The organism is Streptomyces sp. NPDC127114 (assembly GCF_042677525.1).
Lineage (GTDB): Bacteria > Actinomycetota > Actinomycetes > Streptomycetales > Streptomycetaceae > Streptomyces.
The window spans coordinates 32799-55620 of sequence record NZ_JBHXTJ010000024.1; the positions used below are offsets into that span (position 1 = coordinate 32799).

A 22822-nucleotide genomic window follows, 5' to 3' on the forward strand; every position below is an offset into this window, starting at 1 on the left:
GCGGCGCCCGGCGAAGAGAGCGACGCTACCAGCCGGCAAAACCGCTCGCCCAGCGGAATTCGGAGCCGTCAGAGTGTGCGGCGATGACCACATACGGAAAACCCACCGAGCTGCCGGAGTCCTGAATGTCCACGCTGCGCGTCACCGCCGAGACCCTGACCGTCCACGACCATCCGAACGCCGACGCGCTCGAGCTCGCGCAGGTCGGCCTCTACCGGGCGGTCGTCGCGAAGGGCCGTTTCCGTACCGGCGACGTGGCGCTCTACATCCCGGAACAGGCCGTGCTGCCCGCCCCGCTCGTCGAGGAGCTGGGGCTGACCGGGCGGCTCGCCGGGAAGGCGTCGGACCGGGTCAAGGCGGTACGGCTGCGCGGGCAGTTGTCGCAGGGGCTGGTGTGCCTACCGAAGGCGCTCGACGGGGTGGACCTGAAGCAGGCGGCGCAGGACGGCACGGACTTCGCGGAGCTGCTCGGCATCACCAAGTGGGCGCCGCCGGTCCCGCCGACGATGAGCGGGGACGTGGAGGCGGCACCGGATCTGCTGCCGTGGGTGGAGATCGAGAACCTGCACCGCTTCCCTGACGTGTTCGAGCCGGGCGAGCCGGTGGTCCTCACCGAGAAGCTGCACGGCACGGCCTGCCTCGTCACCTATCTCGCCGAGGAGGACCGGACGCTCGTCTCGTCCAAGGGCTTCGGCGCGAAGGGCCTGGCCCTGAAGGAGGACCCGCGCAACCTGTACTGGCGCGCCGTCCACGGCCACGGCCTGTCCGCCGTCGCGGCCCGGCTCGCCGCCCGCCTCGGCGCCCGGCGCGTCGGCCTGTTCGGCGAGGTGTACGGCGCGGGGGTGCAGGACCTGGCGTACGGGGCGAACGCCCGCGCCGAGGAGGGCGTCGGCTTCGCGCTGTTCGACCTGTCCGCCGAGATCGACGGGCAGGTGCGGTGGCTGGATCCTGCCGAGGTGCTCGAGCCGGGCGAACTGCCGCTCGTACCGCGGCTCTACGCCGGTCCGTACGACCTGGACACCGTCCTGGCCCTCGCGAGCGGCCGGGAGACGGTGTCCGGGCGCGAGCTGCACCTGCGCGAGGGCGTCGTGATCCGCCCGGCGACCGAGCGGTACAGCCCGGTCACCGGCGGACGCGCGATGGCGAAGGCGGTCAGCCCCGCGTACCTGACCCGCAAGGGCGGCACCGAGTACGAGTGACGCCCGCTTCCCGGACCGAGCAGGGGCCCGCCCACGGGGGTGGCGGGTCCCTGTTCGTCATGCGGCGGGTGCCTGCGCGTCATGCGTCCTTGCGTTCCGGCATCAGGCGCGAGCCGGTGAGCCGCTCGCCGAAGACGTCGTCGGGGTTGGACAGCACGCAGTTCTCGAGGGACAGGCAGCCGCAGCCGATGCAGTCGCTCAGATGGTCCCGCAGCCGCCCGAGCTGTGTGATCCGCTCGTCCAGCTCGGTCCGCCAGGCGCCCGAGAGCCGGGCCCAGTCCTCGCGGGTCGGGGTGCGTTCCTCGGGGAGCTGCGCGAGGGCGTCGCGGACGGTGGCGAGCGGGATGCCGACCCGCTGGGCGGCGCGGATGAAGGCGACCCTGCGCAGCGTGTCGCGGCCGTAGCGGCGCTGGTTCCCGCTGGTGCGGCGGCTGCTGATCAGGCCCTTCGCCTCGTAGAAGTGCAGGGCCGAGACGGCCGCCCCGCTGCGCGCGGACAGCTGGCCGACGGTCAGTTCGTGGATCTTCTCGGGAATCTGCGGCACTCGTCCGAGCCTACGTGAGGAGGTCCGTCCCGTTGACCGTTCCGTTGACCGTTCCGTTGACAGGAGACCGCTCGCCGCACATGCTGAGCAAGCGCTTAGACACGTCCACCTGAGAGGGAGCGGGAACATGGCCGAGCCGAGGATCTTCACCTCCGCCGAGGAGCTGCGCGCCGCGGTCGGCGAGCAGCTGGGGCACAGCGAGTGGCTGGAGATCGAGCAGAAGCGGATCGACCAGTTCGCCGATGCCACGGGTGACCACCAGTGGATCCACGTCGACCCGGAGCGCGCCGCGGCCGGCCCGTTCGGCCGGACCATCGCCCACGGCTATCTGACGCTCTCCCTGCTGCCGACCCTGGTGCCGCAGATCATGCGGGTCGAGGGCATGAAGATGGGTCTCAACTACGGCACCAACAAGGTCCGTTTCCCCGCTCCCGTGCCGGTCGGCTCGCGGCTGCGGGCCACCGCCGTCCTCACCGAGGTGACGGAGGCGGCCGGGGGCGGGGTGCAGGTCACGGCGACCGTGACGGTGGAGCGTGAGGGCGGCGACAAGCCGGTCTGCGTCGCGGAGTCGGTCTCCCGCTACTACTTCTGAGCGCCGACCATCCGCAGCACGAGGTCGGCGTAGAGCGCGCCGACCTCGTCGGCGGTGTGGCGGCCCTGGGTGTTGAACCAGCGCGAGACGTCGATGCAGAGCGAGAGCACCGCGACCGTGGTGCCGGCCACGTCCTGGACGTCGAACTCCCCTGCCGCCACACCCTCGTTGAGGATCCGCCGCACGGTCGCCTCCGACTCGCGGCGCAGCGCCACGATCTCGGTGCGGTGCTCGGGGCCGAGGGCGTCGAGCTCGTACTGCACGACCCGGGCGGTGGTGTGGCGCTCGGCGTGCCAGCGGACGAAGGAGCGCACGGCGTCGGCGAGCCGCTCGGCTGCCGTGCCCGGGCCGTCGGCGGAGGCCCGCAGGATCTCCAGGGCCTTGTCGTGGCCGATCCGGCTGATCCGGTGGAGCAGCTCTTCCTTGGTCTTGTAGTGGATGTAGAGCGCGGCCGGGCTCATGCCGGCCCGGCCCGCGATGTCCCGGGTCGTGGTGGCGTGGTAACCGCGCTCGGCGAACGCGTCGACGGCCGCGACCAGCAGCCGCCGGGCGGCTTCGGGCGTGACCTCGCCCCACGGCATGTCCTCGCCGCCGGGCGTCTCCTCCGCCGCGCTCATCGCACACTCCTCCTCGGGCCGTCAGGGACGAACACCATACAACGACGGTGAGCAAGCGCTTAGAGATTGCGGCTGCCGAGCTCCTGCCGGTCGCGCACGACCTTGGCGAGGGTGAAGGCGGAGGTGGTGAGGTAGAGCACCGCCACGGCGAGGAAGGCGCGGACCCAGGCACTGGCGTCGAGCTTGTAGATCCCGACGGTCACGGCCAGGAGGGCGAGGCCGAAGGAGACGACCGCCTGCACGTAGTAGGCGGCGGTGCTCTGCTGCTGTCTGACGAGTGGGTCGCTCATGCGGAACAGCATCCGGCGGATGTGGCCTCCGCCACATCCGCCCTCGTACTCAGGGGGTACTCAGAACGCCGAGACGCCCGTCAGCGCCCGCCCGATGATGAGCTTCTGGATCTGGCTGGTGCCCTCGTAGAGGGTCATGACGCGGGCGTCCCGGAGCAGCTTGCCGACCGGGTACTCGTCGATGTAGCCGTACCCGCCGAAGACCTGGAGGGCGTTGTTCGCCGCGCGCACGGCGGCCTCGGAGGCGTACAGCTTGGCCTTGGACGCGGCGGTGGCGAACTCCTGGCCGCGGTCGACGAGGTCGGCGACCCGCCAGGTGAGCAGCCGGGCCGCGTCCACGTCGACGGCGATGTCGCTGATGAGCTCCTGGACCAGCTGGTACGAGGCGATGGGCTTGCCGAACTGCTCGCGCTCCCCCGCGTACCGCACCGCCGCGTCGAGGGCGGCCTGGGCGATGCCGACACAGCCGGCCGCGACCGACATCCGGCCCTTGGCGAGGGCGGACATGGCGACGGAGAAGCCCTTGCCCTCCGGGCCGAGCATCGCGCTCGCCGGTACGCGGACGCCCTCCAGGACCAGCTCGGCGGTGGCCTGCCCGCGCAGGCCGAGCTTGCCGTGGATGGTGCGCCGGGTGAGGCCGGGGGTGTCGGCGGGGACGAGGAAGGCGGAGACGCCCTGGTGGCCGGGCGCGGCGCCGGTGCGGGCGAAGAGCAGCACGACGTCGGCCCAGGTGCCGTTGGTGATGAACATCTTGCCGCCGTCGATCACGTACGTGTCGCCCTCGCGGACCGCCCGGGTGGCCAGGTTCCCGGCGTCGGAGCCGGTGCCGGGCTCGGTGAGGCCGAAGCAGCCGACGGCCTCGCCGGAGGTGAGCCGGGGCAGCCAGGTGCGCTTCTGCTCCTCGTTCCCCCAGGAGGCGATGGTCTTGGCGACCAGGCCGAGCGAGACGGAGACGATGCCGCGGACCGAGGAGTCGCCCCGGCCGAGCTCCTCGGTGACGAGGCAGTAGGAGAGGTGGTCGCCGCCGGATCCGCCGTACTCCTCGGGGACCGTCAGGCCCAGGAATCCGACGGCGCCGAGCTTCTTCACGATCGCCCGGTCCACGTTCTCGGCGCGGTCCCACTCGACGGCGTGCGGGGCGACCTCGCGTGCGACGAAGTCCCGCGCGAGCCGTCGGACGTCCTCCTGCTCCTCGCTGAGCTCCAGGTTCATCGCGCCACCTTCCGCCGCTGACCGGCGGCCGGAAACGGTCGTCGTCCCGGCTTCGCCCGCCACTTTAATTACCACTGCTAGTTTTTTCGCTGCCGCCTACTATGTGCGCCATGGCCCGACCGCGCAAGCCCCTCCTCAGCCGAGACCGCATCGTCGAGACGGCGGGAGCACTCGTGGACGCCGAGGGGCTCGCCGCCCTCTCCACCCGGCGCCTCGCGGCCGAACTGGGCGTCAGCGGCCCCTCGCTCTACAACCACTTCCGGACCAAGGACGAGATCCTGGACGCCGTGGCGGACGGCGTCAGCGCCAAGGTCGACCTGTCGATGTTCGCGCCGGACGACTCCCGCGACTGGCGCACCGCCCTGCACGACTGGGCCGTCTCCTACCGCGCCGCGCTCACCGACCACCCGAACCTCGTCCCGCTGCTCGCCCAGGGCCCTGGCCGCCGCCCGGCCGGCCTCAAGGTCGCCGACGCGGTCTTCGGCGCGATGGTCCGCGCCGGCTGGCCGCCGGCCCAGGCCACCCGTATCGGCGCCCTGATGCGCTACTTCATCACCGGCTCCGCGCTCGGCTCCTTCGCCCGCGGCTTCGTCGACGACGAGACCGCCTACGACCCGGCCGACTACCCGCACCTCGGCCAGGCCCACCTGCTCGCCGAGCGCCGCGAACAGGTCGACGAGAGCGCGTTCACGACGGGACTGCGGGCCCTGCTCGACGGCCTCGCGCTGCAGTACGAGGCCGGAGCCCACGACACTTCGGCCACGGCCGAAGCATGAGTGCGGCACCCTGACGGCATGGCCCCCAAAGATCTCGCCGCACTCGCCGCCCTGTTCGCCGACGAGACCCGTGCCGCCTTCCTGCTCGCCCTGCTCGACGGGCGGGCCTGGACCGCCGGCGAGCTCGCCCGGCACGCGCGGGTGGCGCCGTCCACCGCCAGCGAGCACCTGGGGAAGCTCGTCGCCGGCGGGGTGCTCGCGGAAGAACGGCAGGGCAGACACCGTTACGTACGGCTCGCCGACCCCGGCATCGCGCATCTCGTCGAGGACCTGGCCGCCCGCGCGGAGCCGGCCGTGCCCGAGGCGCCGCGGAACCTGCGGGCCGCGAGTGCCGGGCAGGCCATGGCCCGCGGGCGCACCTGTTACGACCACCTCGCCGGAAGGCTCGGGATCGCGATCACCGACGCGATGACCGCGCGCGGGCTGCTGCGCCAGGACACCGGGTTCGCACTCACCGACGACGGCATGGCCTGGTTCGAGGACCTGGGCGTCCCGCTCGCACCGGGCAGGGGGCGGCGGCCCGTCGCGCGCGGCTGCCTCGACTGGACCGAGCGCAGGCCGCACCTCGCAGGGCTCGCGGGCGCGGCCCTGTGCCGGCAGGCGCTGGAGGCGGGCTGGTGCGTACGGATCGGGTCGGAGCGGGCGGTGAAGGTGACGCCGGACGGGGAACGGGCCCTGCGCGCGGCACTCGGCATCGAGCCGGCGGTGCTCCGGTGAGCCGGCCCGGCGCCGCACGCGATATTGCGGTGACCGCCGAACGGTCCGCGCCCTACGGTCGTGCCATGTCGTCCACCTCTGCCTCTTCCTCTTCTTCCTCTGCCTCTTCCGCTCCCTTGCCCTCCGGCCCGTCGGGCGCTGCGGGCTCTGCGGGCGCGTCGGGCGCCTCGGGCGCGTCGGGCCGGACCTCGCGGCTCGCGCTCGGCGCCGCGGCCGTCACCGTCGTCCTGTGGGCCTCGGCCTTCGTGTCCATCCGCAGCGCGGGCGCCGCCTACTCCCCCGGCGCGCTCGCCCTCGGCCGGCTCCTCGCGGGCGCCCTGGTCCTCGGCGCCGTCCTGCTGATACGGCGCGAGGGGCTGCCGCCGCGAGCGGCCTGGCCCGGGATCGTGACGTCCGGGCTGCTGTGGTTCGGGGTCTACATGGTCGTCCTGAACTGGGGCGAGCAGGAGGTCGACGCCGGGACGGCCGCCATGGTCGTGAACATCGGACCGATCCTGATCGCCCTGCTCGGCGCGCGGTTCCTCAAGGAGTCCCTGCCGCCGCGACTGCTCGCCGGCATGGCGGTGTCCTTCGCGGGCGCCGTCGCGGTCGGCCTGTCGATGTCGGCCGGCTCCGGCGAGGGGCACGCCTCGGTGCTCGGCGTGGTGCTGTGTCTGCTCGCCGCACTCGCGTACGCGGGCGGGGTCGTCTCCCAGAAGCCGGCGCTGGCCCACGGCAGCGCGCTCCAGGTGACCACCTTCGGCTGCGCGATCGGGGCGGTGGCCTGTCTGCCGTTCGCCGGGCAGCTGGTCGAGGAGGCGGGCCGGGCCCCACTGTCGGCGACGCTCAACATGGTCTACCTCGGGGTGTTCCCGACCGCCCTCGCCTTCACCACCTGGGCCTACGCCCTGGCCCGTACGACCGCGGGACGGATGGGCGCGACGACCTACGCCGTGCCCGCCCTGGTCGTCCTGATGGCCTGGGTGCTCCTCGGCGAGCTGCCGGGGCTGCTCACGCTCGGCGGCGGCGCGCTGTGTCTGGCGGGCGTGGCGGTGTCCCGGTCCCGGCCGCGGACCGTCACGAAGCCCGCGGCCGTGGCCGAGTAGGCGGCCCGAAGGAGGCCGTCCGCAGGGGCGGTGGCCGTCAGAAGACGACGAGCGCCCGGCCGCCCTTGCCCGCGAGCATGTTCTCGAAGGCGACCGGGATGCCCTCCAGGGTGATCCGCTCGGTGACCAGGGCACCCGGGTCGAGGCGGCCGGCCCGGATGTGCTCGGCCAGGACCGGGAGGTCCCTCGCCGGGTCGGAGTTGCCGTAGACGCAGCCGGACAGGGTGCGGCCCCAGTGGAAGATCTCCAGGGCGTTGAAGGTGACCTGCTGGTCCTTGCCGCCGATGCCGACGACCGTGGTGCGACCGCCGCGCCGGGTGGCCTCCCAGGCCGTGCGGATGGTGGTCGCGCGGCCGACGCACTCGACGGACACGTCGGCGCCGTGGCCTCCCGTCAGCCGCCGGATCTCCTTGGCGGTGGTCTCGGAGGCGAGGACGTAGTCGGTGGCTCCCGCGGCCCGGGCCAGGGCCTCCTTCTCGGGCGAGACGTCGACGGCGACGATCGTCGAGGCCCCGGCGACCCGCGCGGCCTGGAGGGTGGCGAGGCCGACGCCGCCGACGCCGAAGACGGCGACGGATTCGCCGGCCCGGACCCGCGCCGAGTGGTGGACGGCGCCCCAGCCGGTGAGGACCGCGCAGCCGAGCAGGGCGGCGTCGGTGAGCGGCACCCCGTCGGGGGCGGGCAGCACGCAGGCGGCCGCGACGACGGTCTCCTCGGCGAAGGCGGCCACGTTGAGCCCGGGGTGGAGTGCGGTCCCGTCCTCCGTGCGGGCGTACACGTTCGCGGCGCCGGTCAGCGCGTTCGCGCAGAGCCACACCTCGCCGAGCCCGCAGTGGTGGCAGGCGCCGCAGGACGGCGCCCAGTTGAGGACCACGCCGTCGCCGGGCGCGACATGGGTCACGCCCTCGCCGACGGAGACGACCGTGCCGGCGCCCTCGTGGCCGAGGACGGCGGGGACCGGCACCCTCATGGTGCCGTTGGACAGCGACAGGTCGGAGTGGCAGACGCCCGCGGCGGCCAGGCGGACCCTGACCTGCCCGGGTCCGGGCTCGGGCAGACAGATGCCGGTGATCTCCAGGGGAGAGCCGACGGCGGGCAGGACGGCGGCGCGGATCACGCGTGGGGCTCCTTCTGTGCGGACGACGCGGGGCACGGCGCTGGGAAACGGAGCGCGGGGAACTCAGTCGCTCAGAACTGCAGGGACTTGGTCTGGAGGTACTCGGCGAGGCCGTGGGCGCCGAGTTCGCGGCCGACGCCGGACTGCTTCCAGCCGCCGAACGGGGCCAGCGGGTTGAAGCGGCCGCCGTTGATGTCGACCTGGCCGGTCTCCATGCGGCGGGCGAAGGCGACGGCCTCCTCCGGGTCACCCCAGACGGCGCCGGCGAGCCCGTACACGGTGCCGTTGGCGATGGCCAGGGCGTCGGCCTCGTCCTCGTAGCGGATGATCGAGACGACCGGGCCGAAGATCTCCTCCTGGGCGATGGTCATGTCCGGGGTGACGTCGGCGAAGACGGTCGGCGAGACGTAGTAGCCGGTGTCGCGCGGGGCGTCGGCGCCGCCGGCGACGAGCCGGGCGCCTTCCGCGATGCCCTTCTCGATGTAGCCGCGCACCCGGTCGCGCTGCCGGGCGTTGACGAGCGGGCCGACGCGCTCGCCGGGGACGTACTTGGCGACGGCCGCGGCGGCCAGCTCGACCGCCTCCTCGTACTGGTCGGCGTGCACCAGCATCCGGGTCCAGGCGCTGCACGTCTGGCCGGAGTTGGACATGACGTTGGCGACGCCGACGGCGACGGCCTTGCCGAGGTCGGCGCTCGGCAGGATGACGTTGGCGGACTTGCCGCCGAGTTCGAGGGCGACGCGCTTGACGGCGCCGCCGGCGAGCGCGCCGATCTTCCTGCCGACGGCGGTGGAGCCGGTGAAGGAGACCAGGTCGACGCCGGGGTGCTCGGCGAGGGCCTGTCCGGCGACCGTGCCGAGTCCGGTGACCAGGTTGAAGACGCCGGCCGGGACGCCGGCCTCGTGGACGGCCTCGGCGAACAGCTGGGCGGTGAGCGGGGTGTCCTCGGCGGGCTTGAGTACGATCGCGCAGCCGGCGGCGAGGGCCGGGGCGACCTTGGCGACGATCTGGTGGAGCGGGTAGTTCCAGGGCGTGATCGCGGCGACGACGCCGACCGGCTCGGAGTAGACGGTGGAGTTGCCGACCTTCTCCTCGAAGGAGTGGGTGGCGGCGAGTTCGGCGTACGAGCCGGCCACGGCGATCGGCAGTCCGGTGTGCACGGCGGCGGCGAGCTGCGGCGGGGCACCGAGCTCGGTGGTCACGGTGGCGGCGATCTCCTCGGCGCGGGCGGCGAGCGCGTCGCGCAGGGCGCCGAGGCGGGCGGCCCGCTCGGCGGGCGGCGTGGCGGCCCAGCCGGGGAAGGCGGCGCGCGCGGCGCGCACGGCGGCGTCGACGTCCTCGGCGGTGCCGGCCGGGACCCGGGCGACGACCTGCTCGGTGGCCGGGTCGACCACGGGGACGGTCTCCGTGGAGGCGGCGGGGCGCCACTCCCCGCCGATGTACATCGCGTCGTGGGCCTTCATCCGCTGTCTCTCCTCGCGTGTCGGGCACGGGTACGTGCGCTGCCGGCGGTCCGCCAGCCGGAGACCGGCCGGCCACCGGGCGGTGCGTGTCACCGCCGGCGCGGTGCCGGGCGGTGGGTGGTGCGTGTCACCGACCGGCGCGGTACCGGACGGTGGGTGGTGCCGGACCGGTGACTTCCACCGGTCCGGCGCCGCGCGGTGCCAGGCGGTGGGACCCACCGGCCCGGCGCCGTCCGGTGCCAGCCGGTGAACCCACCGGCCCGGCGCCGTGCGTGCCAAGCGGTGAGTCCTACCGGCTGGCGCCGCGCGGTGCCAGGCAGTGGGACCCACCGGCCCGGCGCCGCGCGGTGCCAGGCGGTGAGTCCCACCGGTCCGGCGCGCGCGGTGCCGGGCGGCCGTGGGGGCCGTCCGGCTACTCGCCGGTACCCCAAACTAGCGCTGTTAGTTTTCCGGCGCCAGAGGGTCACGCGGCGACGGCCCCACGCGCCACCTCGCCGGACCACGCGCGGCGCCGGGTCACCGACCAGGTCACGGGCCACCGACCGATCGTCGCGCTCCGCGGCCCGCCCTGTCCACGGCCCGCGCGGACGGCCCTCGCCGCCGCGAACCGCGGCCGGCCGGCGACCGCCTCCCGCCGCACCCGCCGCGCGGCCAGGCGGAGCCAGTAATTCCCCAGTAACGGCACCGCCCTAGCGTCCGGGCCGAGCCCGTCCCGTCCGGTCGGCGGGGCGCCGGCTTCCCCCCGAACCAGCGTTGGAGGAGCCACCCCATGCACCTGCCCCGCTCACCCCTGGGGTCATCCCTCAGGTCGCCCTTCGGCACGCCTCCCCGAACCTCCGTCAGACGGGGCGCCACCGTCTGGGCCGCGACGGCCGCCACCGCCGCCGCCCTGCTGGCCGCCCCGTCCGCGGTCGCCGCCCCCGCACCCGACGCGCCCCCGGCCCGTACCACCGCGGCCGAGGTCGATCCGGGCGTCACGGCGACCGTGGCGGCCGGCCGTGAGGCCACCTTCTTCGTCGTGCTCGCCGGCCAGGCCGACCTCTCCCGGGCCCACGGGCAGCGCGGCCACGCCCGCAAGGCCCGGGTCACGTTCGACGCCCTGCGCACGGAGGCCGGCCGCAGCCAGCGGGCGCTCACCCGGTTCCTCGACGACGCGAAGGTCGGCTACGAGTCGTACTGGATCGCCAACGCGGTCAAGGTCACCGGCGGCAAGGCGCTCGTCGAGCAGCTCGCCGCCCGCCCCGACGTGGCCGCCCTCCGCCAGGAGCGGCACTACGCCCTCGACACCGCCGCCCAGGGACCGGTCACCGCAGCGGCGACCGCCACGACCGCCGACGACGGCGCCGTCACCCCCGAATGGGGCGTCAAGGACATCAAGGCCGACCAGGTCTGGACCCAGTACGACGACCGCGGCGAAGGCATCGTGGTCGCGAACATCGACTCCGGCGTGCAGTACGACCACCCCGCGCTCAAGGGCAACTACCGGGGCAACCTCGGCGACGGCACCTTCAGTCACGACTACAACTGGTACGACCCCACCGGTCAGTGCACCGGCGGCGCCCCCTGCGACAACAACGGCCACGGAACCCACACCATGGGCACGATCGCCGGCGCGGGCGGCATCGGCGTCGCGCCGGGCACCACCTGGATCGCCGCCAAGGGCTGCGAGGCCCGCAGCTGCTCCGACTCCTCGCTCCTGAAGTCGGGCCAGTGGATCCTCGCGCCCACCGACCGCACGGGACAGAACCCGCGGCCGGACCTCGCACCCGACATCGTCAACAACTCGTGGGGCGGCGGGAACACCACCTTCTACCAGGACATCATCGAGGCCTGGAACGCCGCCGGCATCTTCGAGGCCTTCGCCGCCGGCAACTCCGGTGACGGCACGACCTGCTCCACCACCGAGGCCCCGGGCGCCCAGGCCCCGGCGTACGGCGTCGGCGCCTACGACGCCACCGGGAGGATCGCGAGCTTCTCCGGCTTCGGCCCGTCCCGCGTCGACGGCTCGACGAAGCCCGACATCTCCGCCCCGGGCGTCGACGTCCGCTCCTCCTGGCCGGGCGGTCTCTCCCGGTCCCTCTCCGGTACGTCCATGGCGACCCCGCACGTCGCCGGCGCCGTCGCCCTGCTCTGGTCCGCCGCGCCCTCCCCCATCGGCGACATCGACGCCACCCGCGCCGTCCTGGACGACTCCGCACGGGACGTCGACGACACCCACTGCGGCGGCACCGCCGACGCCAACAACGTGTGGGGCGAGGGCAGGCTGGACGTCCTCGGCGCCGTCGACCGCGCCCCGCACACCGCGGCCACGCTCACCGGCACCGTCACCGACCGCGCCACCGGCGCCCCGCTCCCCGGGATCACCGTCACCGCCGGCTCGGCCTCCGGCGACGGCCGCCGCTCGGTCACCACGGACGCCGCCGGCACCTACCGGCTGACGCTCACCGCCGGCACGTACACGCTCACGGCGGCCGGTTACGGCTACCGCGACCTCGTCCAGGACGGCCTCACCGTCACCACCGGCCAGGCCGCGACCCGCGACCTCGCGCTCGACACCGTCCCCGCGCACGCGGTCTCCGGCACCGTCCTGGACGTCACCGGCAAGCCGCTCACGGGCGCCACCGTCCGCTTCACCGACGCCCCGCTGGCCCCGGTCGTCACCGACGCCTCCGGCGCCTTCCGCTTCCCCGCCGTCGCCGAGGGCTCCTTCACCCTCACCGCCGCGCCCGCCGCGCCCGTCCTGTGCAACGGCACCTACCGGGCCTCGCTCATCGTGGACGGCACCGAGAACGTGACGGCAGCGCTGCCCGCCCGTACCGACGGCTCCGGCAACAGCTGCCTGCCCGCCGCCTACTCCTGGGTCGGCGCCACCACCCGGGTCGCGCTCTCCGGCGACGAGAACGCCACCACCGTCGCCCTGCCCTTCCCCGTCCGCTTCTACGGCGTCGGCTACACCCAGGCGCACGTCACCACCAACGGCCTGGTGAACCTGCTCTCCCCTCGCCTCGGCGACTACGCCAACACCGCGCTGCCCAACCCCAACCAGCCCAACGGCCTCCTCGCCGCCTTCTGGGACGACCTCGTCCTGGACGCCAGATCCGCGGTGAAGACCGGCACCACGGGCACGCCCGGACAGCGCCGCTTCGCGATCGTCTGGGAGAACGCGGCCTTCGCCGCCGACACCTCCCAGCGCGTCACCTTCGAGGCCGTCTTCGAGGAGGCGACCGGCGCCGTCGTCCTCCAGTACCAGTCCATCGGCAGCGGCTCGTACGAGTCCGGCGCCCGGGCCACCGTCGGCATCGAGAACCAGGCCGGCACCGACGCCCTGCAGTACGCGGCCGACCAGGCCGTGCTCACCGACCGTTCCGCGATCCGTATCTCCCTGAAGGCGGCGTGATGACCGACCGATCCCGGCGGGGCGTCCGCCTCGCCTCCGTACTCGTCGCGGCCGGCCTCGGCCTCACCGCGCTCACCGCGATGCCCGCCGGCACCGCCCACGCCGACGACGCACCGCTCGGCCGGATCCTCACCGACGCCCAGGCCGACGCCCTGGAGCAGCGCGTCGAACCGGCCGCGCCGCTCGACGTCACCCCGCAGGACGACGGCCGCACCCCGCAGCAGCTCCGGTCGACGGAGGAGACGACCGCCGGCGGCGGGCTCGCCCTGAACCGCGCCTCCGCCCTGGAGACGTACCAGGGCCAGGCCGACACCGCCCAGCTCGGCGGCGGCCACGGCGACTTCCTCGCCGTGCACAGCATGGGCACGGTCACCCGCCTCACCGCCGACGGCCGCACCGCGTGGAAGCGGGACAACGCCTCCCTGTACGCGGACTGGCAGGTCACCCCGATCCGTCCGTGGCAGACGGAGCCCGGGCCGGCCCGGATCACCATCGGCTACCACGCCAACAGCCCTTTCCTCGACGCGTCCGACCGCGGCTGGGCGCAGGGCGACCTGACCGGTGACGGCGTCGCCGACGTCGTCTTCACCGCCGACGTCGGCAACAGCCCCTACCGGCCCTTCACCTCTCCCGGCTCCCCGCTCACCACCGGCACCTTCGTCACCGTCCTCGACGGCGCCACCGGCCGCACCCTGTGGTCCAGGCTGTACGCGGACGCCCAGCAGGTCACGCTCGTCGGCGACACCCTCGTCATCGGCGACCAGCCGTCCACCAACCCCAACGCCGCCAAGGACGCGACCGCGAGCCTCCAGGCCCTCCGGTTCACCCCCGACGCGGACAGGAAGCTGACCGCCACCACCGCCTGGACCTACCGCACCGGCGCCCGCGACGGCCGCTGGGGTTCCACGCTGCCGCTCGGCGACGGGCTGCTCGCCGTCTCCTGGTACGTGAAGAAGACCGCCACCGCGCCGGCGGCCGCGCACACCCTGGTCCTGGACACGGCGGACGGCGCGGTGAAGTGGCGCACCGACGGCGACCTCTACGGCCGGCAGCTCGCCCTCGACACCGCCCGCGGCCGGCTCGTCGCCCTGGAGCAGGCCGACCACCGGGACGGCATCCGCTACGAGATCGCCGCCTACGACCCCGCCGACGGCACCCGCACCACCCTCGACACCCGCGTCAACGCCCTGGCCGTCGGCCTCCGCGTCGGCGAACTGCGCGGCGAGGCAGGGCCGGAGTACGTGGTCAGCGAGTCCACCCTCGACCCGTACCTCTACGTCAACACCGCCACCGTCCGGGCCCTCGACGGCGCCGACGCCCGCGAGCTGTGGGCACACACGGTCAAGCGCGACGAGTCCAACAGCAAGGACGGCGACTCGGCCCTCGGCCTGAGGATCGTCGACGGCCGGGTCCTCGCCTCGTACTTCACCACCGCCGACAAGGACACCGCGGCCAACGCGGGCGCCGGCCGCTACGGCACCCTGCTCGCCCTCGCCGGCCGGGACGGCTCGGTGCGCTGGCAGCACAAGGGCCCCGACGCCTCCCCGATCTACGCCCAGCCGTACCGCGAGGACGACGAGTGGCGGGTGCGGACCGACAACGAGCAGAACGTCCGCTCGTACCGGCTGGGCAGCGGCCGTCAGGCCTCCGTCCACCCGCTCCAGGGCAACCTGCACAGCGGACTCGCCGCCGACGTCAACGGCGACGGCCGCAAGGACGTCGTCGTCGGCGGCCAGTCCCAGGGCCTGTGGGCGTACGACGGCCCGTCGCTCGCCGCCGGCAGCCCGAAGCTGCTGTGGCAGACCACCCTGCCGGGCTCGGTGCAGGGCGACCTCCGGATCGGCGACACCGACGGCGACGGCCACGACGACGACCTCGTGGTGGCCGCCGACCACGCCGCGGTGGTGGTCGACGCCCACACGGGGCGGGTCCGTGAACGCGTCGACGGCCGGGGCGGGTTCGTCCGCTCGGTGACCGTGGCGGACCTGGACGGCGACGGCGCCGACGAGCTCCTCGTCCCGACGGACGCGGTCCGCGCCTACAGCGGCTCCGGCCGGAAACTGTGGGAGTACGCCCCGGGCACGGGCCTGGTCTTCTCCGACCTGGCCGTGGCCGACGGCAGGGTCCTCGGCTCCTACCAGACCCGCGGCGTCCTCGACGGCTCGGCCACGGTCGGCGGCATGGCCCTCGACGCGGCCACCGGCGCCCTCGCCTGGGAGGCCGACCCGACCTGGACCGGCGACCCGGACACCCGGATCTACGCCGCACAGCTCTACCACGGCGTGTACGCCTCCCCCGCCGTCCCGTACGCCGACGGTCACGCGGTCGTCCACTCCTGGATCGTCCGTGAGGGCGCCTGGTGGACGACGTACTTCGAGTTCCGTGACATCCGCTCCGGCAAGGTCGTCCGCACCGCCACGGGTGGTGGCGCGTGGACGGTCGGCAACTGGTTCACCGGCGACGAGGGGCTGCTCCTCGCCGGCACGGCCAGTCTGCGCACCTTCCACAAGGACGGCGGCGAGTACGAGGTGTACACGCTGCCGACCCTGCACCGGGCCGAGTTCGCCACCGGCCCCGGTGGCCGCCGCCTGGTCGTGGGCGGCACCGAGGGCGCGGCCTACGTCTGGGACCCGGCCGTCCTGACGGCCGGCCGCAACTACCCCGAGCACCTGGCCAAGCTGGCCGGTTACGCGACGCAGAACATCGTCGTCGCGGACCTCACCGGTGACGGGGTGGACGAGGTGGTCGGCCTGGGCAAGGACGACACCGGCTTCGACCGGACGATCGAGCTGTCCGGCGGGCGGCAGGTGCTGTCGGACTCCTCGCTCCACGGAATGATCACGGGAGTTCTGTCCCTTTCCTAACCCCTTGTCATAGCGAAATTCCTTCCCGAGGGCGCCCGTTAGAGTGGGCGCCCTCATGAGCACTGACATATCAGCGGGTGCGGTGCCGGTGCTGCGGCTGCACCTCTTCGGCGGGTTCCGGGTCGAGCGGGACGGCGACGCGCCGCTCGCCGAGCGGTGGCCCCGGCCGAGCGCCCGCACGCTCGTGAAACTGCTCGCGGTCTCCCCCGGGCACCGCCTCCACCGCGAGCAGGCCATGGAGGTCTGCTGGCCCGACGCCGACCCACAGGCCGCGCTGGGCAGCCTGCGGGTGGCGCTGCACGCCGCCCGCCGGGCGATCGAGCCGGAGCTCGCCCCGCGTGCCGCCTCCTCCTACCTGACCGGCGACGGCGCCCTCCTCCGCCTCGATCCGCGCACGGTACGGATCGACGCCGACGAGGCCGAGGCCGCCGCCGAGGCGGCCCTGGCGCACGGCGGGCGGGCCGGCCTCGCCGCCGCGCTGGACGCCTTCACCGGCGAACTGCTGCCGGAGGACCGCTACGCCCTCTGGGCCGAGGCGCGCCGGGAGCACCTCGCCGCCCTGCGCGAGCGCACCCTGCTCGCGCTGGCCTCCGCCCATCTGGCCGCGGGCGCGCCGGAGGAGGCGGTGCCGGCCGCCGAGCGGGTTCTGGCGGCGGCCCCGGCGGAGGAGGGCGCGCATCGGATTCTCATCGAGGCGTATCTCCGCCAGGGGCTGCGGCGGCGGGCCGTGCGCCAGTACCACCTGTGCCGGGAGGCCCTGGACGCGGAGCTGGGGGTGCGTCCTGGGCCGGAGACGGAGGCGCTGCACCAGGAGGCCCTCGCCCTGGCCGCGCCCCGGCCGGCGCCGCGCGCGGCGAGTCCGGCGCCGCCCGCCGCGCTCCGCCGTCCGCCGGGCTCGCCGCTGCGCGGTCGCGACGAGGTGCTGGCCCGGCTGCTCGCCGAGGACGCGCCGCCCGCCCTTCTGGTGACCGGCGAGGCGGGGCTCGGCAAGACCCGGCTCGTCGGTGAGGCCGCCCGGCTGGCTGCCGGGGGCGGTGCGGCCGTGCTGTGGGGCGCCGGCCACGACGCGGAGGGGCACACTCCGTACGGCCCCTTCGCCGAGGCCCTGGACGGCTGGCTGGCGGACCGGCCGGCCGCGGAGCGGGCCCGTACGGGAGCGGAGTATCCCGAACTGGCCTCGCTGCTGCCGTCCCTGGGCCGGGTGCGCCCGGAGGCGGGGCACAGTCCCGAGGAGGAGCGGGACCGGCTGTTCCGGGCGACGGCGGGGCTGCTCGGCGAACTGGCGGCGGAGCGGCCCGTGGTGGTGGTGCTGGACGATCTCCACGCGGCGGACGCGGGCTCCTTCCAGCTCCTCAGTCATCTTGCGCGCCTGGCCGGCGAGAACGGAAGCGGTTGGCGATTTCTCGCCACTCTGCGTGACGAGGAACTTTCCGGGACCGATCCGCGTCGCCAGGCCCTGGACGCGCTGCGCCGGCGGTCCCTCGCCGTGTCGGTGGAGCTGCCGCGGCTGTCCCGCACCGCCTGTCTGGCCCTGGCGGCGGACGCGGTCGGCGACAGCGGCGACGGCCCCGTACCGGAACGGGTGTGGGAACTCTCCCTGGGCAACCCGCTGTTCGCCCTCGAACTGGCCCGCGCCCTGCGCGAGGGCACGGGCGGGTCCGGCGCCCCGGAGGGCGTGCGGCAGCTGGTCGCGGAGCGGCTCGGACGGCTCGGTCCCGCGGCCCGCAGGGTGGTGGACGTGGTGGCGGTGGCCGGTCAGGACGCGGCGCTCGCCGAGGTCCTGGACGTGGCCCGGCGGGGCGGGCACCCGCGGCTCTCGGCGGCCGAGGCCACCGAGGCGGTGGAGGCCGCGGTGGCCGCGTCGGTGGTGCAGGAGCGGCAGGTGGTCGTGGGCGGCAGGCCGGCCGCCGGGCTCGCCTTCCGCCATCCGCTGGTGCGGTTGACCTGCTACGACGCCCTTTCCGCGGCCCGCAGGCGGCTGCTGCACTCGGCGTACGCGGAGGCGGTGCTCCGCCGCCGCCCCGATGCCGTGGACACCCTCGCCGCGCACCTGGCGCGGGCGGACGACCCGCGCGCCACCGGCTATCTGCGCCAGGCCGCCGAGCGCGCCGCCGCGCTCTACGCCAACGACACGGCCGACCGTTACTACACCGAACTGACCGACCGGCTCGACGCGCTGGCCGCCGAGTCCGCGCGGGCCCGGATCGACCGCAGCGCGGTGCTGCGCCGGATGGGCCGGTTCGAGGAGGCGGCGGCGCTGCTGCGCGAGGCGCTCGACGACCTCGGCCGGCGCGGCGACGCGGACGGCCGGGTGCTCGCGGCGGCACGGCTCGCGGAGCTGATGCCGAAGACACGGGGCACGGACGAGGGCTTCCGGCTGCTCGACGCGGCCGTGCCGGGCCCGGGCACGCCACCCGCGGTGGCGAGCGCGCACCATCTGGCGCGCGGGGTGCTGTGCTTCGTGTCCGGCCGCTACGAGGAGGGAGTGGCGGCGGCGCGCGCCGCGGAGGAGGCGGCGCAGGCGGTGACCGGCCCGGAGCAGCGCGGGCTGCTCGCCCGGGCGCTCGCGGCGCGGGCGACCTCGCTGGGGCTCGCGGGCCGGTTCGGGGAGGCGGGTCCGGTGGCGGAGGGGGCGCTGCCGCACGCGGAGGCGTACGGGGATCCCCAGTTGCTGGCCTCGGTCCTGTCCGTGCTGCGCGAGACGGCGCGGCGGGCGGGGCGGCTGCGGGAGGCGATCGCGACGGGCCGGCGGGCGCTCGCCCTGGCGGAGCGCTCGGGCGACCCGACCGCGACGGTCTTCGAGCGGGCCAATCTGGCGGAACTGCACCTGCTGGTCGAGGAGCCGGCCGAGGCGCGCGAGCTGGCGGCGACGGCGGTGCGGGACGCCGAGTCCGAGGCCGCGTGGAGCAGCCCGTACGCGCTGGTGGCCCTGGCCCGCGTGCGGATACGGACGGCGGAGCCGGGCGCGGCGGCCCTTCTGGATCCGGCGGAACGTTCCGCCCTTGCCCAGGGCGACCATCAGGCGCAGTACGAGGTGCGGTCGGTGCGCGCGGAACTGGCCGTACGGGAAGGCCGCCCGGAGGAGGCGCTCGCGCTGCTCGCGGGGCACCGGGAGACGGGCACCGCGCATCTGACGGCGTGGGCACTGCTGGGCTGCGACCGCCCCGCGGAGGCGGCGGAGGTCGCGGCGGCCGAGGTGGCGCGGGCGCTGCGCGCCGGGGAGCGGCTGGCCGAGGCGGAGGCGAGGACGGTGCACGCGGCGGCCCTGGCCGCGCTGGGCAGGAACCCGCAGGCCGAGGAGGAGTTCGTCCACGCGGCGGAACTCGCCGCCGGGCTGCCGTATCCGGCGGGCACGCGCAGGATCGCGTGGGCCCGCCGGGGCTGGGGTCAGTCCGCCTGATCAGGCCGGGTCACCCCGACAGACCCCAGGGGCGTCTCGCCGGGCCACGCCTTCCCTTCCGTGCCCCGCTGTGCCGTTCCCGGCCGTGCCGGGCGTCGTGGACCCGGTCCCGGTCGCCGCACAGGCGGGTCCTGTCCGGGTTTGGCGTGGTTCCGGGTGTCGTGCGCCCGGCGTCGCTGCGGGGCGCACGGGTCAGATCTCCCGCTCGACGCCCGTGAGGTGGGCGAAGACCACGATGTTGGAGGCGTAGCCCTCCTTGCGGTCGAAGGTTCCGCCGCAGGTGAGGACGCGGAGCTCGGGGCGCTTGGTGGCCCCGTACACCTCCTCGCTGGGGAAGGCCGACTTGGCGTACGTACGGACCCGGTCGACCGTGAAGACGGCGACGCGTCCGTCGGCGCGGGCGACCCGGATCGTGTTGCCGGGGTTGAGCGAGTTGAGGTTGATGAAGATCGCCGGTCCGGTGCGGGTGTCGCGGTGGCCGACGACGACGGCGGTGCCCCGTTCCCCGGGGGAGACGCCGCTGGCGTACCAGCCGACGACCTTCGGGTTGTCGACGGGCGGGGTGGCGAGGCTTCCGGTGCTGTCGAGGCCGAGTCCGATGACGGGTGCCTCGATGGTGATCGCGGGGACGGCGAGGGTGGTGGGCCGGGAACGGCTCAGGGGCGCGGGCGGCCGCTGGGGCTTCGGCGCGGCGGACGCGCCGCGGGCCCCCGGCCCGGCGGCGGCCGGGTCGGCGCCCGGGTGCCCGGACGCCCCCTTCCCGTTGCCGCCGGTTCCGTCACCGCCGGCGCCGCCGTCCGCGGTCACGCCGTGCGCCGCGGGTCCGGCGGCGAGTGCCGGGCCGGCCGGCTCCTCGCCCTGGGCCCACCAGACGCCGCCGACGACCAGGGTGACGGTCACGGCGACGGTTCTGGCGAGCCGGAGGAGCCGGCGCTGGCGCCGGGTGGTGCGCCCGCGCCGGGCGGACCCGCGCGGGTGGGGCCGGCGCGGGCTCCGCCCGTACGGGGACGGGGCCGGTCCGGCGGGGACCGCCGCGCGCGGGTGGTCGGCCCTACGCGGCGCCATCGTTGCGGCGGCGCGAACGGCGGATGAGGATCAGGCCGGCGGTGCCCGCGAGACCCGCGGCGATGGCCGATCCGACGCCGAAGGCGGAGCTGTCAGCGGCGGGAGAGGTCGGGTCGGCCGCTCCGCCTCCGCCGGCGCCGACGGGCCCGTGCGGGGGCTTGTGGTGCGGCGGCTTGCCGTGGTGGCCGCCGTCGCCGTTGCCGCCGGTGGTGGGCGGGGTGGTCGGCGGCTTGGTGGGCGGGGTGACGCACTCGACCTTGAACACCTTGCTCTTCTTGGCGCCCTGCTGGCCTTGGAACGTCCACTCGACCTTGTACATGCCGTCGGGGAGCGTCATGTCGGCGGTGTAGCCGTCGCCGTTCTGGTCGAGGACGATGCTGCCCTCCTTCACGGGAAGGTTGGGCCCTGGCTGGTTGAAGATCTGCCAGTCGACATCCTGGAGGCCGTCGAAGTTGAAGGCGGCGATGTGGAACTCGCACACCTTCGGGTCGTTGCTCGGGTCGGGCTCGACCGTGCCCTTCTCATGGATCTTGATGTCGCCGTTGTCGCCGGGCGCGGCGAGCGCCGAGGGCGCGCCCGCGAGGGCGGCGGAGCTGATCACGAGCGCGGTGGCGGCGGTGGTGAGCAGGGGACGGAGCACCGGAACGGTCATGCGGGATTCCTCCAGTCGGTCAGATATCGGATCTCTCGGGCCGATAATCTGACTATTGGTCACCACATGGCCACGGAGGGCGACACCGTGCCGTGCCACCCTCCGACTTCCACCCGTCCGGCCCTCGGCGCCCCCCGTCCGGCCCTGTCCGGCGCCCTCCGGGGCCTCAGGAGAGCTCCCCCGCCCCGGCCCCTCGGCGCCCCGGACCGGCCCCCCAACGCCCCGGGCCGGCCCCTCAACGCCCGGACCGGCCCCGAAGGCCCTAGATGATCCCGAACAGGATCCCCGCGGCGAGCACCACCAGCGAGGTCAGCGCGGCCCACTTCACCGTGAACCTCGTGTGGTCGCCGAACTCCACCTTCGCCATGCCGACGAGCACGTACACGGCCGGGACCAGCGGGCTCGACATGTGCAGCGCCTGGCCGACCAGGGAGGCCCGGGCGATCTCCAGCGGGGACACGCCGTGCGCCGCGCCCGCCTCGGCGAGCACCGGCAGGACGCCGAAGTAGAAGCCGTCGTTGGACATGAAGTAGGTGAGCGGCAGGCTGAGCACACCCGTGACCAGGGCCATGTGCGGACCCATGCCCTCGGGGATGGCGCCGACCAGCCAGTCGGCCATGTGCTTGACCATGCCCGTACCGGTGAGCACTCCGGTGAAGACGGCGGCGGCGAAGACCATGCCGGCGACGTTGAGGACGTTGTCGGCGTGGGCGGCGAGCCGGGCCTTCTGGTCGGCCGGCTTAGGGAAGTTGACCGTGAGCGCGAGCGCGGCGCCGAGCAGGAACAGCACCGGGATGGGCAGCAGCTCCATGATCATCGCGGTGAGCAGGGCGACGGTGAGGCCGGCGTTGAACCAGTACAGCCGGGGGCGCAGCGTCTCGCGGCGCGGGTCGAGCCCCTGGAAGCCGCCGTCGGCGTCCGCGTCCGTGGCTTCGGCGCCCGCGGACGCGCCCGTCCCGCTCGCGGCGCCCTCGCCGGTACCCGTACCAGCGCCCGTACCCGTACCCGTACCGGTGCCCGTACCCTCGCCGCCTTCGGCGTTGCCGCGGCCGGCCGTGACCAGGACGGTCTCGGTCCGCGGCGCGAGCACGTCGTCCAGGTTGAGGTAGCCGATGCGCTTGCGCTCGCGCCGGCCCAGGACGTAGGCGAGGGCGAAGACGAAGAGCAGTCCGACGCCGAGCGCCGGGATCATCGGGACGAAGATGTCGCCCGCGTCCAGCTTGAGCGCGGTGGCCGCGCGCGCCGTCGGGCCGCCCCACGGAAGGGTGTTCATGACGCCGTTGGCGGTGGCGGCGACACCGGTCATGACGACCAGGCTCATGCCGAGCCTCTTGTAGAGCGGATACATCGCCGAGACCGTGATCATGAACGTGGTCGAGCCGTCGCCGTCCAGCGAGACGATCGCGGCGAGCACCGCCGTACCGACCACCACACGCACCGGGTCGGCCTTGCAGAACCGCAGGATGGCCCGGACGATCGGGTCGAAGAGACCGACGTCGATCATCACGCCGAAGTAGACGATCGCGAACATCAGCATCGCGGCCGTGGGCGCCAGCTTGCCGACGCCCTCGATGACGTAGTCGCCCAGCTGGGCACCTTGGCCGACGGCGACGCAGAACAACGCCGGAATGAGCACGAGCGCCGCGATCGGCGACATCTTCTTCATCATGATCAGGACCAGGAAGGTCGCGATCATGGCGAAGCCGAGGATGGTCAGCATGGGAGGACACCTCACGTTCACCCTTGAACTCCCGCCAGAGCGGCGGTGCGGATGACGGTAGGTGCCGCCGTCACGCGTTAACAAGACGTTCACGCGTGAGCAATACGAGCAA

At 74.5% G+C, this 22822-nt stretch carries 16 protein-coding genes and 1 pseudogene; 8 read left to right on the forward strand and 9 right to left on the reverse strand.

Translation table 11 applies throughout. The features are described from left to right. The first annotated feature begins 125 nt into the window (after window positions 1–125). On the forward strand, window positions 126–1199 hold the full coding sequence (locus ACFVGS_RS23465) for an RNA ligase (ATP) (protein WP_384416238.1): 1074 nt from the start codon (window positions 126–128) through the stop codon (window positions 1197–1199). A 79-nt stretch (window positions 1200–1278) separates the two neighbouring features. Here ACFVGS_RS23465 and soxR read toward each other — a convergent pair whose 3' ends face one another. Beyond that, window positions 1279–1743 (reverse strand): redox-sensitive transcriptional activator SoxR, encoded by a 465-nt coding sequence (gene soxR, locus ACFVGS_RS23470; RefSeq protein WP_384416241.1) that lies wholly within the window; start codon window positions 1741–1743, stop codon window positions 1279–1281. A 127-nt stretch (window positions 1744–1870) separates the two neighbouring features. On the opposite strand from soxR, the gene ACFVGS_RS23475 reads away from it, so the two are divergent. Continuing rightward, window positions 1871–2335, forward strand: coding sequence for a MaoC family dehydratase (locus ACFVGS_RS23475; RefSeq protein WP_384416243.1), 465 nt, complete (start codon window positions 1871–1873; stop codon window positions 2333–2335). Here the strand turns inward: ACFVGS_RS23475 and ACFVGS_RS23480 are convergent. The 3 genes and pseudogenes from ACFVGS_RS23480 to ACFVGS_RS23490 form a co-directional block, all read right to left on the reverse strand. Then, entirely contained in the window at window positions 2326–2952 is a 627-nt protein-coding gene (locus ACFVGS_RS23480) for a TetR/AcrR family transcriptional regulator (RefSeq protein WP_384416245.1), read from the reverse strand. The two genes, ACFVGS_RS23475 and ACFVGS_RS23480, sit on opposite strands and share 10 nt — an antisense overlap. A gap of 74 nt (window positions 2953–3026) precedes the next feature. Further along, a pseudogene (locus ACFVGS_RS23485) lies at window positions 3027–3242 on the reverse strand (YiaA/YiaB family inner membrane protein); the annotation flags it as partial. A gap of 60 nt (window positions 3243–3302) precedes the next feature. Further along, the gene (locus ACFVGS_RS23490) at window positions 3303–4454 is read right to left on the reverse strand and encodes an acyl-CoA dehydrogenase family protein (protein WP_385693568.1); all 1152 of its coding nucleotides are present in this window, start codon (window positions 4452–4454) and stop codon (window positions 3303–3305) included. Window positions 4455–4555: 101 nt separating this feature from the next. Between ACFVGS_RS23490 and ACFVGS_RS23495 the strand changes: the two genes are divergently transcribed. The 3 genes from ACFVGS_RS23495 to ACFVGS_RS23505 all read left to right on the forward strand — a co-directional run bounded on the left by ACFVGS_RS23495 (window position 4556) and on the right by ACFVGS_RS23505 (window position 7032). After that, window positions 4556–5230 (forward strand): TetR/AcrR family transcriptional regulator, encoded by a 675-nt coding sequence (locus tag ACFVGS_RS23495; RefSeq protein ID WP_384416250.1) that lies wholly within the window; start codon window positions 4556–4558, stop codon window positions 5228–5230. An 18-nt stretch (window positions 5231–5248) separates the two neighbouring features. Continuing rightward, window positions 5249–5947: an ArsR/SmtB family transcription factor gene (locus tag ACFVGS_RS23500; RefSeq protein ID WP_384416253.1), complete on the forward strand. Its 699-nt coding sequence runs from the start codon at window positions 5249–5251 to the stop codon at window positions 5945–5947. A 116-nt stretch (window positions 5948–6063) separates the two neighbouring features. Next, the gene (locus ACFVGS_RS23505) at window positions 6064–7032 is read left to right on the forward strand and encodes a DMT family transporter (protein ID WP_385693569.1); all 969 of its coding nucleotides are present in this window, start codon (window positions 6064–6066) and stop codon (window positions 7030–7032) included. A gap of 37 nt (window positions 7033–7069) precedes the next feature. Here ACFVGS_RS23505 and ACFVGS_RS23510 read toward each other — a convergent pair whose 3' ends face one another. After that, the gene (locus ACFVGS_RS23510; RefSeq protein ID WP_385693570.1) at window positions 7070–8149 is read right to left on the reverse strand and encodes a Zn-dependent alcohol dehydrogenase; all 1080 of its coding nucleotides are present in this window, start codon (window positions 8147–8149) and stop codon (window positions 7070–7072) included. Between the two features lie 71 nt (window positions 8150–8220). Beyond that, window positions 8221–9612: an aldehyde dehydrogenase family protein gene (locus ACFVGS_RS23515; protein WP_385693571.1), complete on the reverse strand. Its 1392-nt coding sequence runs from the start codon at window positions 9610–9612 to the stop codon at window positions 8221–8223. A gap of 769 nt (window positions 9613–10381) precedes the next feature. Here ACFVGS_RS23515 and ACFVGS_RS23520 point away from each other — a divergent pair. Genes ACFVGS_RS23520 through ACFVGS_RS23530 form a run of 3 tightly spaced genes read left to right on the forward strand, consistent with a single transcriptional unit; the run spans window position 10382 to window position 19273 of the window. Then, on the forward strand, window positions 10382–13009 hold the full coding sequence (locus ACFVGS_RS23520; protein ID WP_385693572.1) for a S8 family serine peptidase: 2628 nt from the start codon (window positions 10382–10384) through the stop codon (window positions 13007–13009). Continuing rightward, window positions 13009–15873, forward strand: a complete 2865-nt coding sequence (locus ACFVGS_RS23525; RefSeq protein ID WP_385693573.1) for a hypothetical protein — start codon at window positions 13009–13011, stop codon at window positions 15871–15873. The genes ACFVGS_RS23520 and ACFVGS_RS23525 overlap by 1 nt, the downstream gene beginning before the upstream one ends. A gap of 55 nt (window positions 15874–15928) precedes the next feature. Then, complete coding sequence (locus tag ACFVGS_RS23530) at window positions 15929–19273, forward strand: ATP-binding protein (protein WP_385693574.1); 3345 nt, start codon at window positions 15929–15931, stop codon at window positions 19271–19273. A gap of 192 nt (window positions 19274–19465) precedes the next feature. Here ACFVGS_RS23530 and ACFVGS_RS23535 read toward each other — a convergent pair whose 3' ends face one another. The 3 genes from ACFVGS_RS23535 to ACFVGS_RS23545 all read right to left on the reverse strand — a co-directional run bounded on the left by ACFVGS_RS23535 (window position 19466) and on the right by ACFVGS_RS23545 (window position 22710). Next, window positions 19466–20173 carry a class F sortase gene (locus ACFVGS_RS23535; protein WP_384416269.1) on the reverse strand — a complete coding sequence of 236 codons (708 nt, stop codon included), beginning with the start codon at window positions 20171–20173 and terminating at the stop codon, window positions 19466–19468. A 151-nt stretch (window positions 20174–20324) separates the two neighbouring features. Further along, complete coding sequence (locus ACFVGS_RS23540) at window positions 20325–20990, reverse strand: hypothetical protein (protein ID WP_384416271.1); 666 nt, start codon at window positions 20988–20990, stop codon at window positions 20325–20327. A 262-nt stretch (window positions 20991–21252) separates the two neighbouring features. Continuing rightward, window positions 21253–22710 (reverse strand): CitMHS family transporter, encoded by a 1458-nt coding sequence (locus tag ACFVGS_RS23545; RefSeq protein ID WP_385693575.1) that lies wholly within the window; start codon window positions 22708–22710, stop codon window positions 21253–21255. Window positions 22711–22822 lie beyond the last annotated feature (112 nt).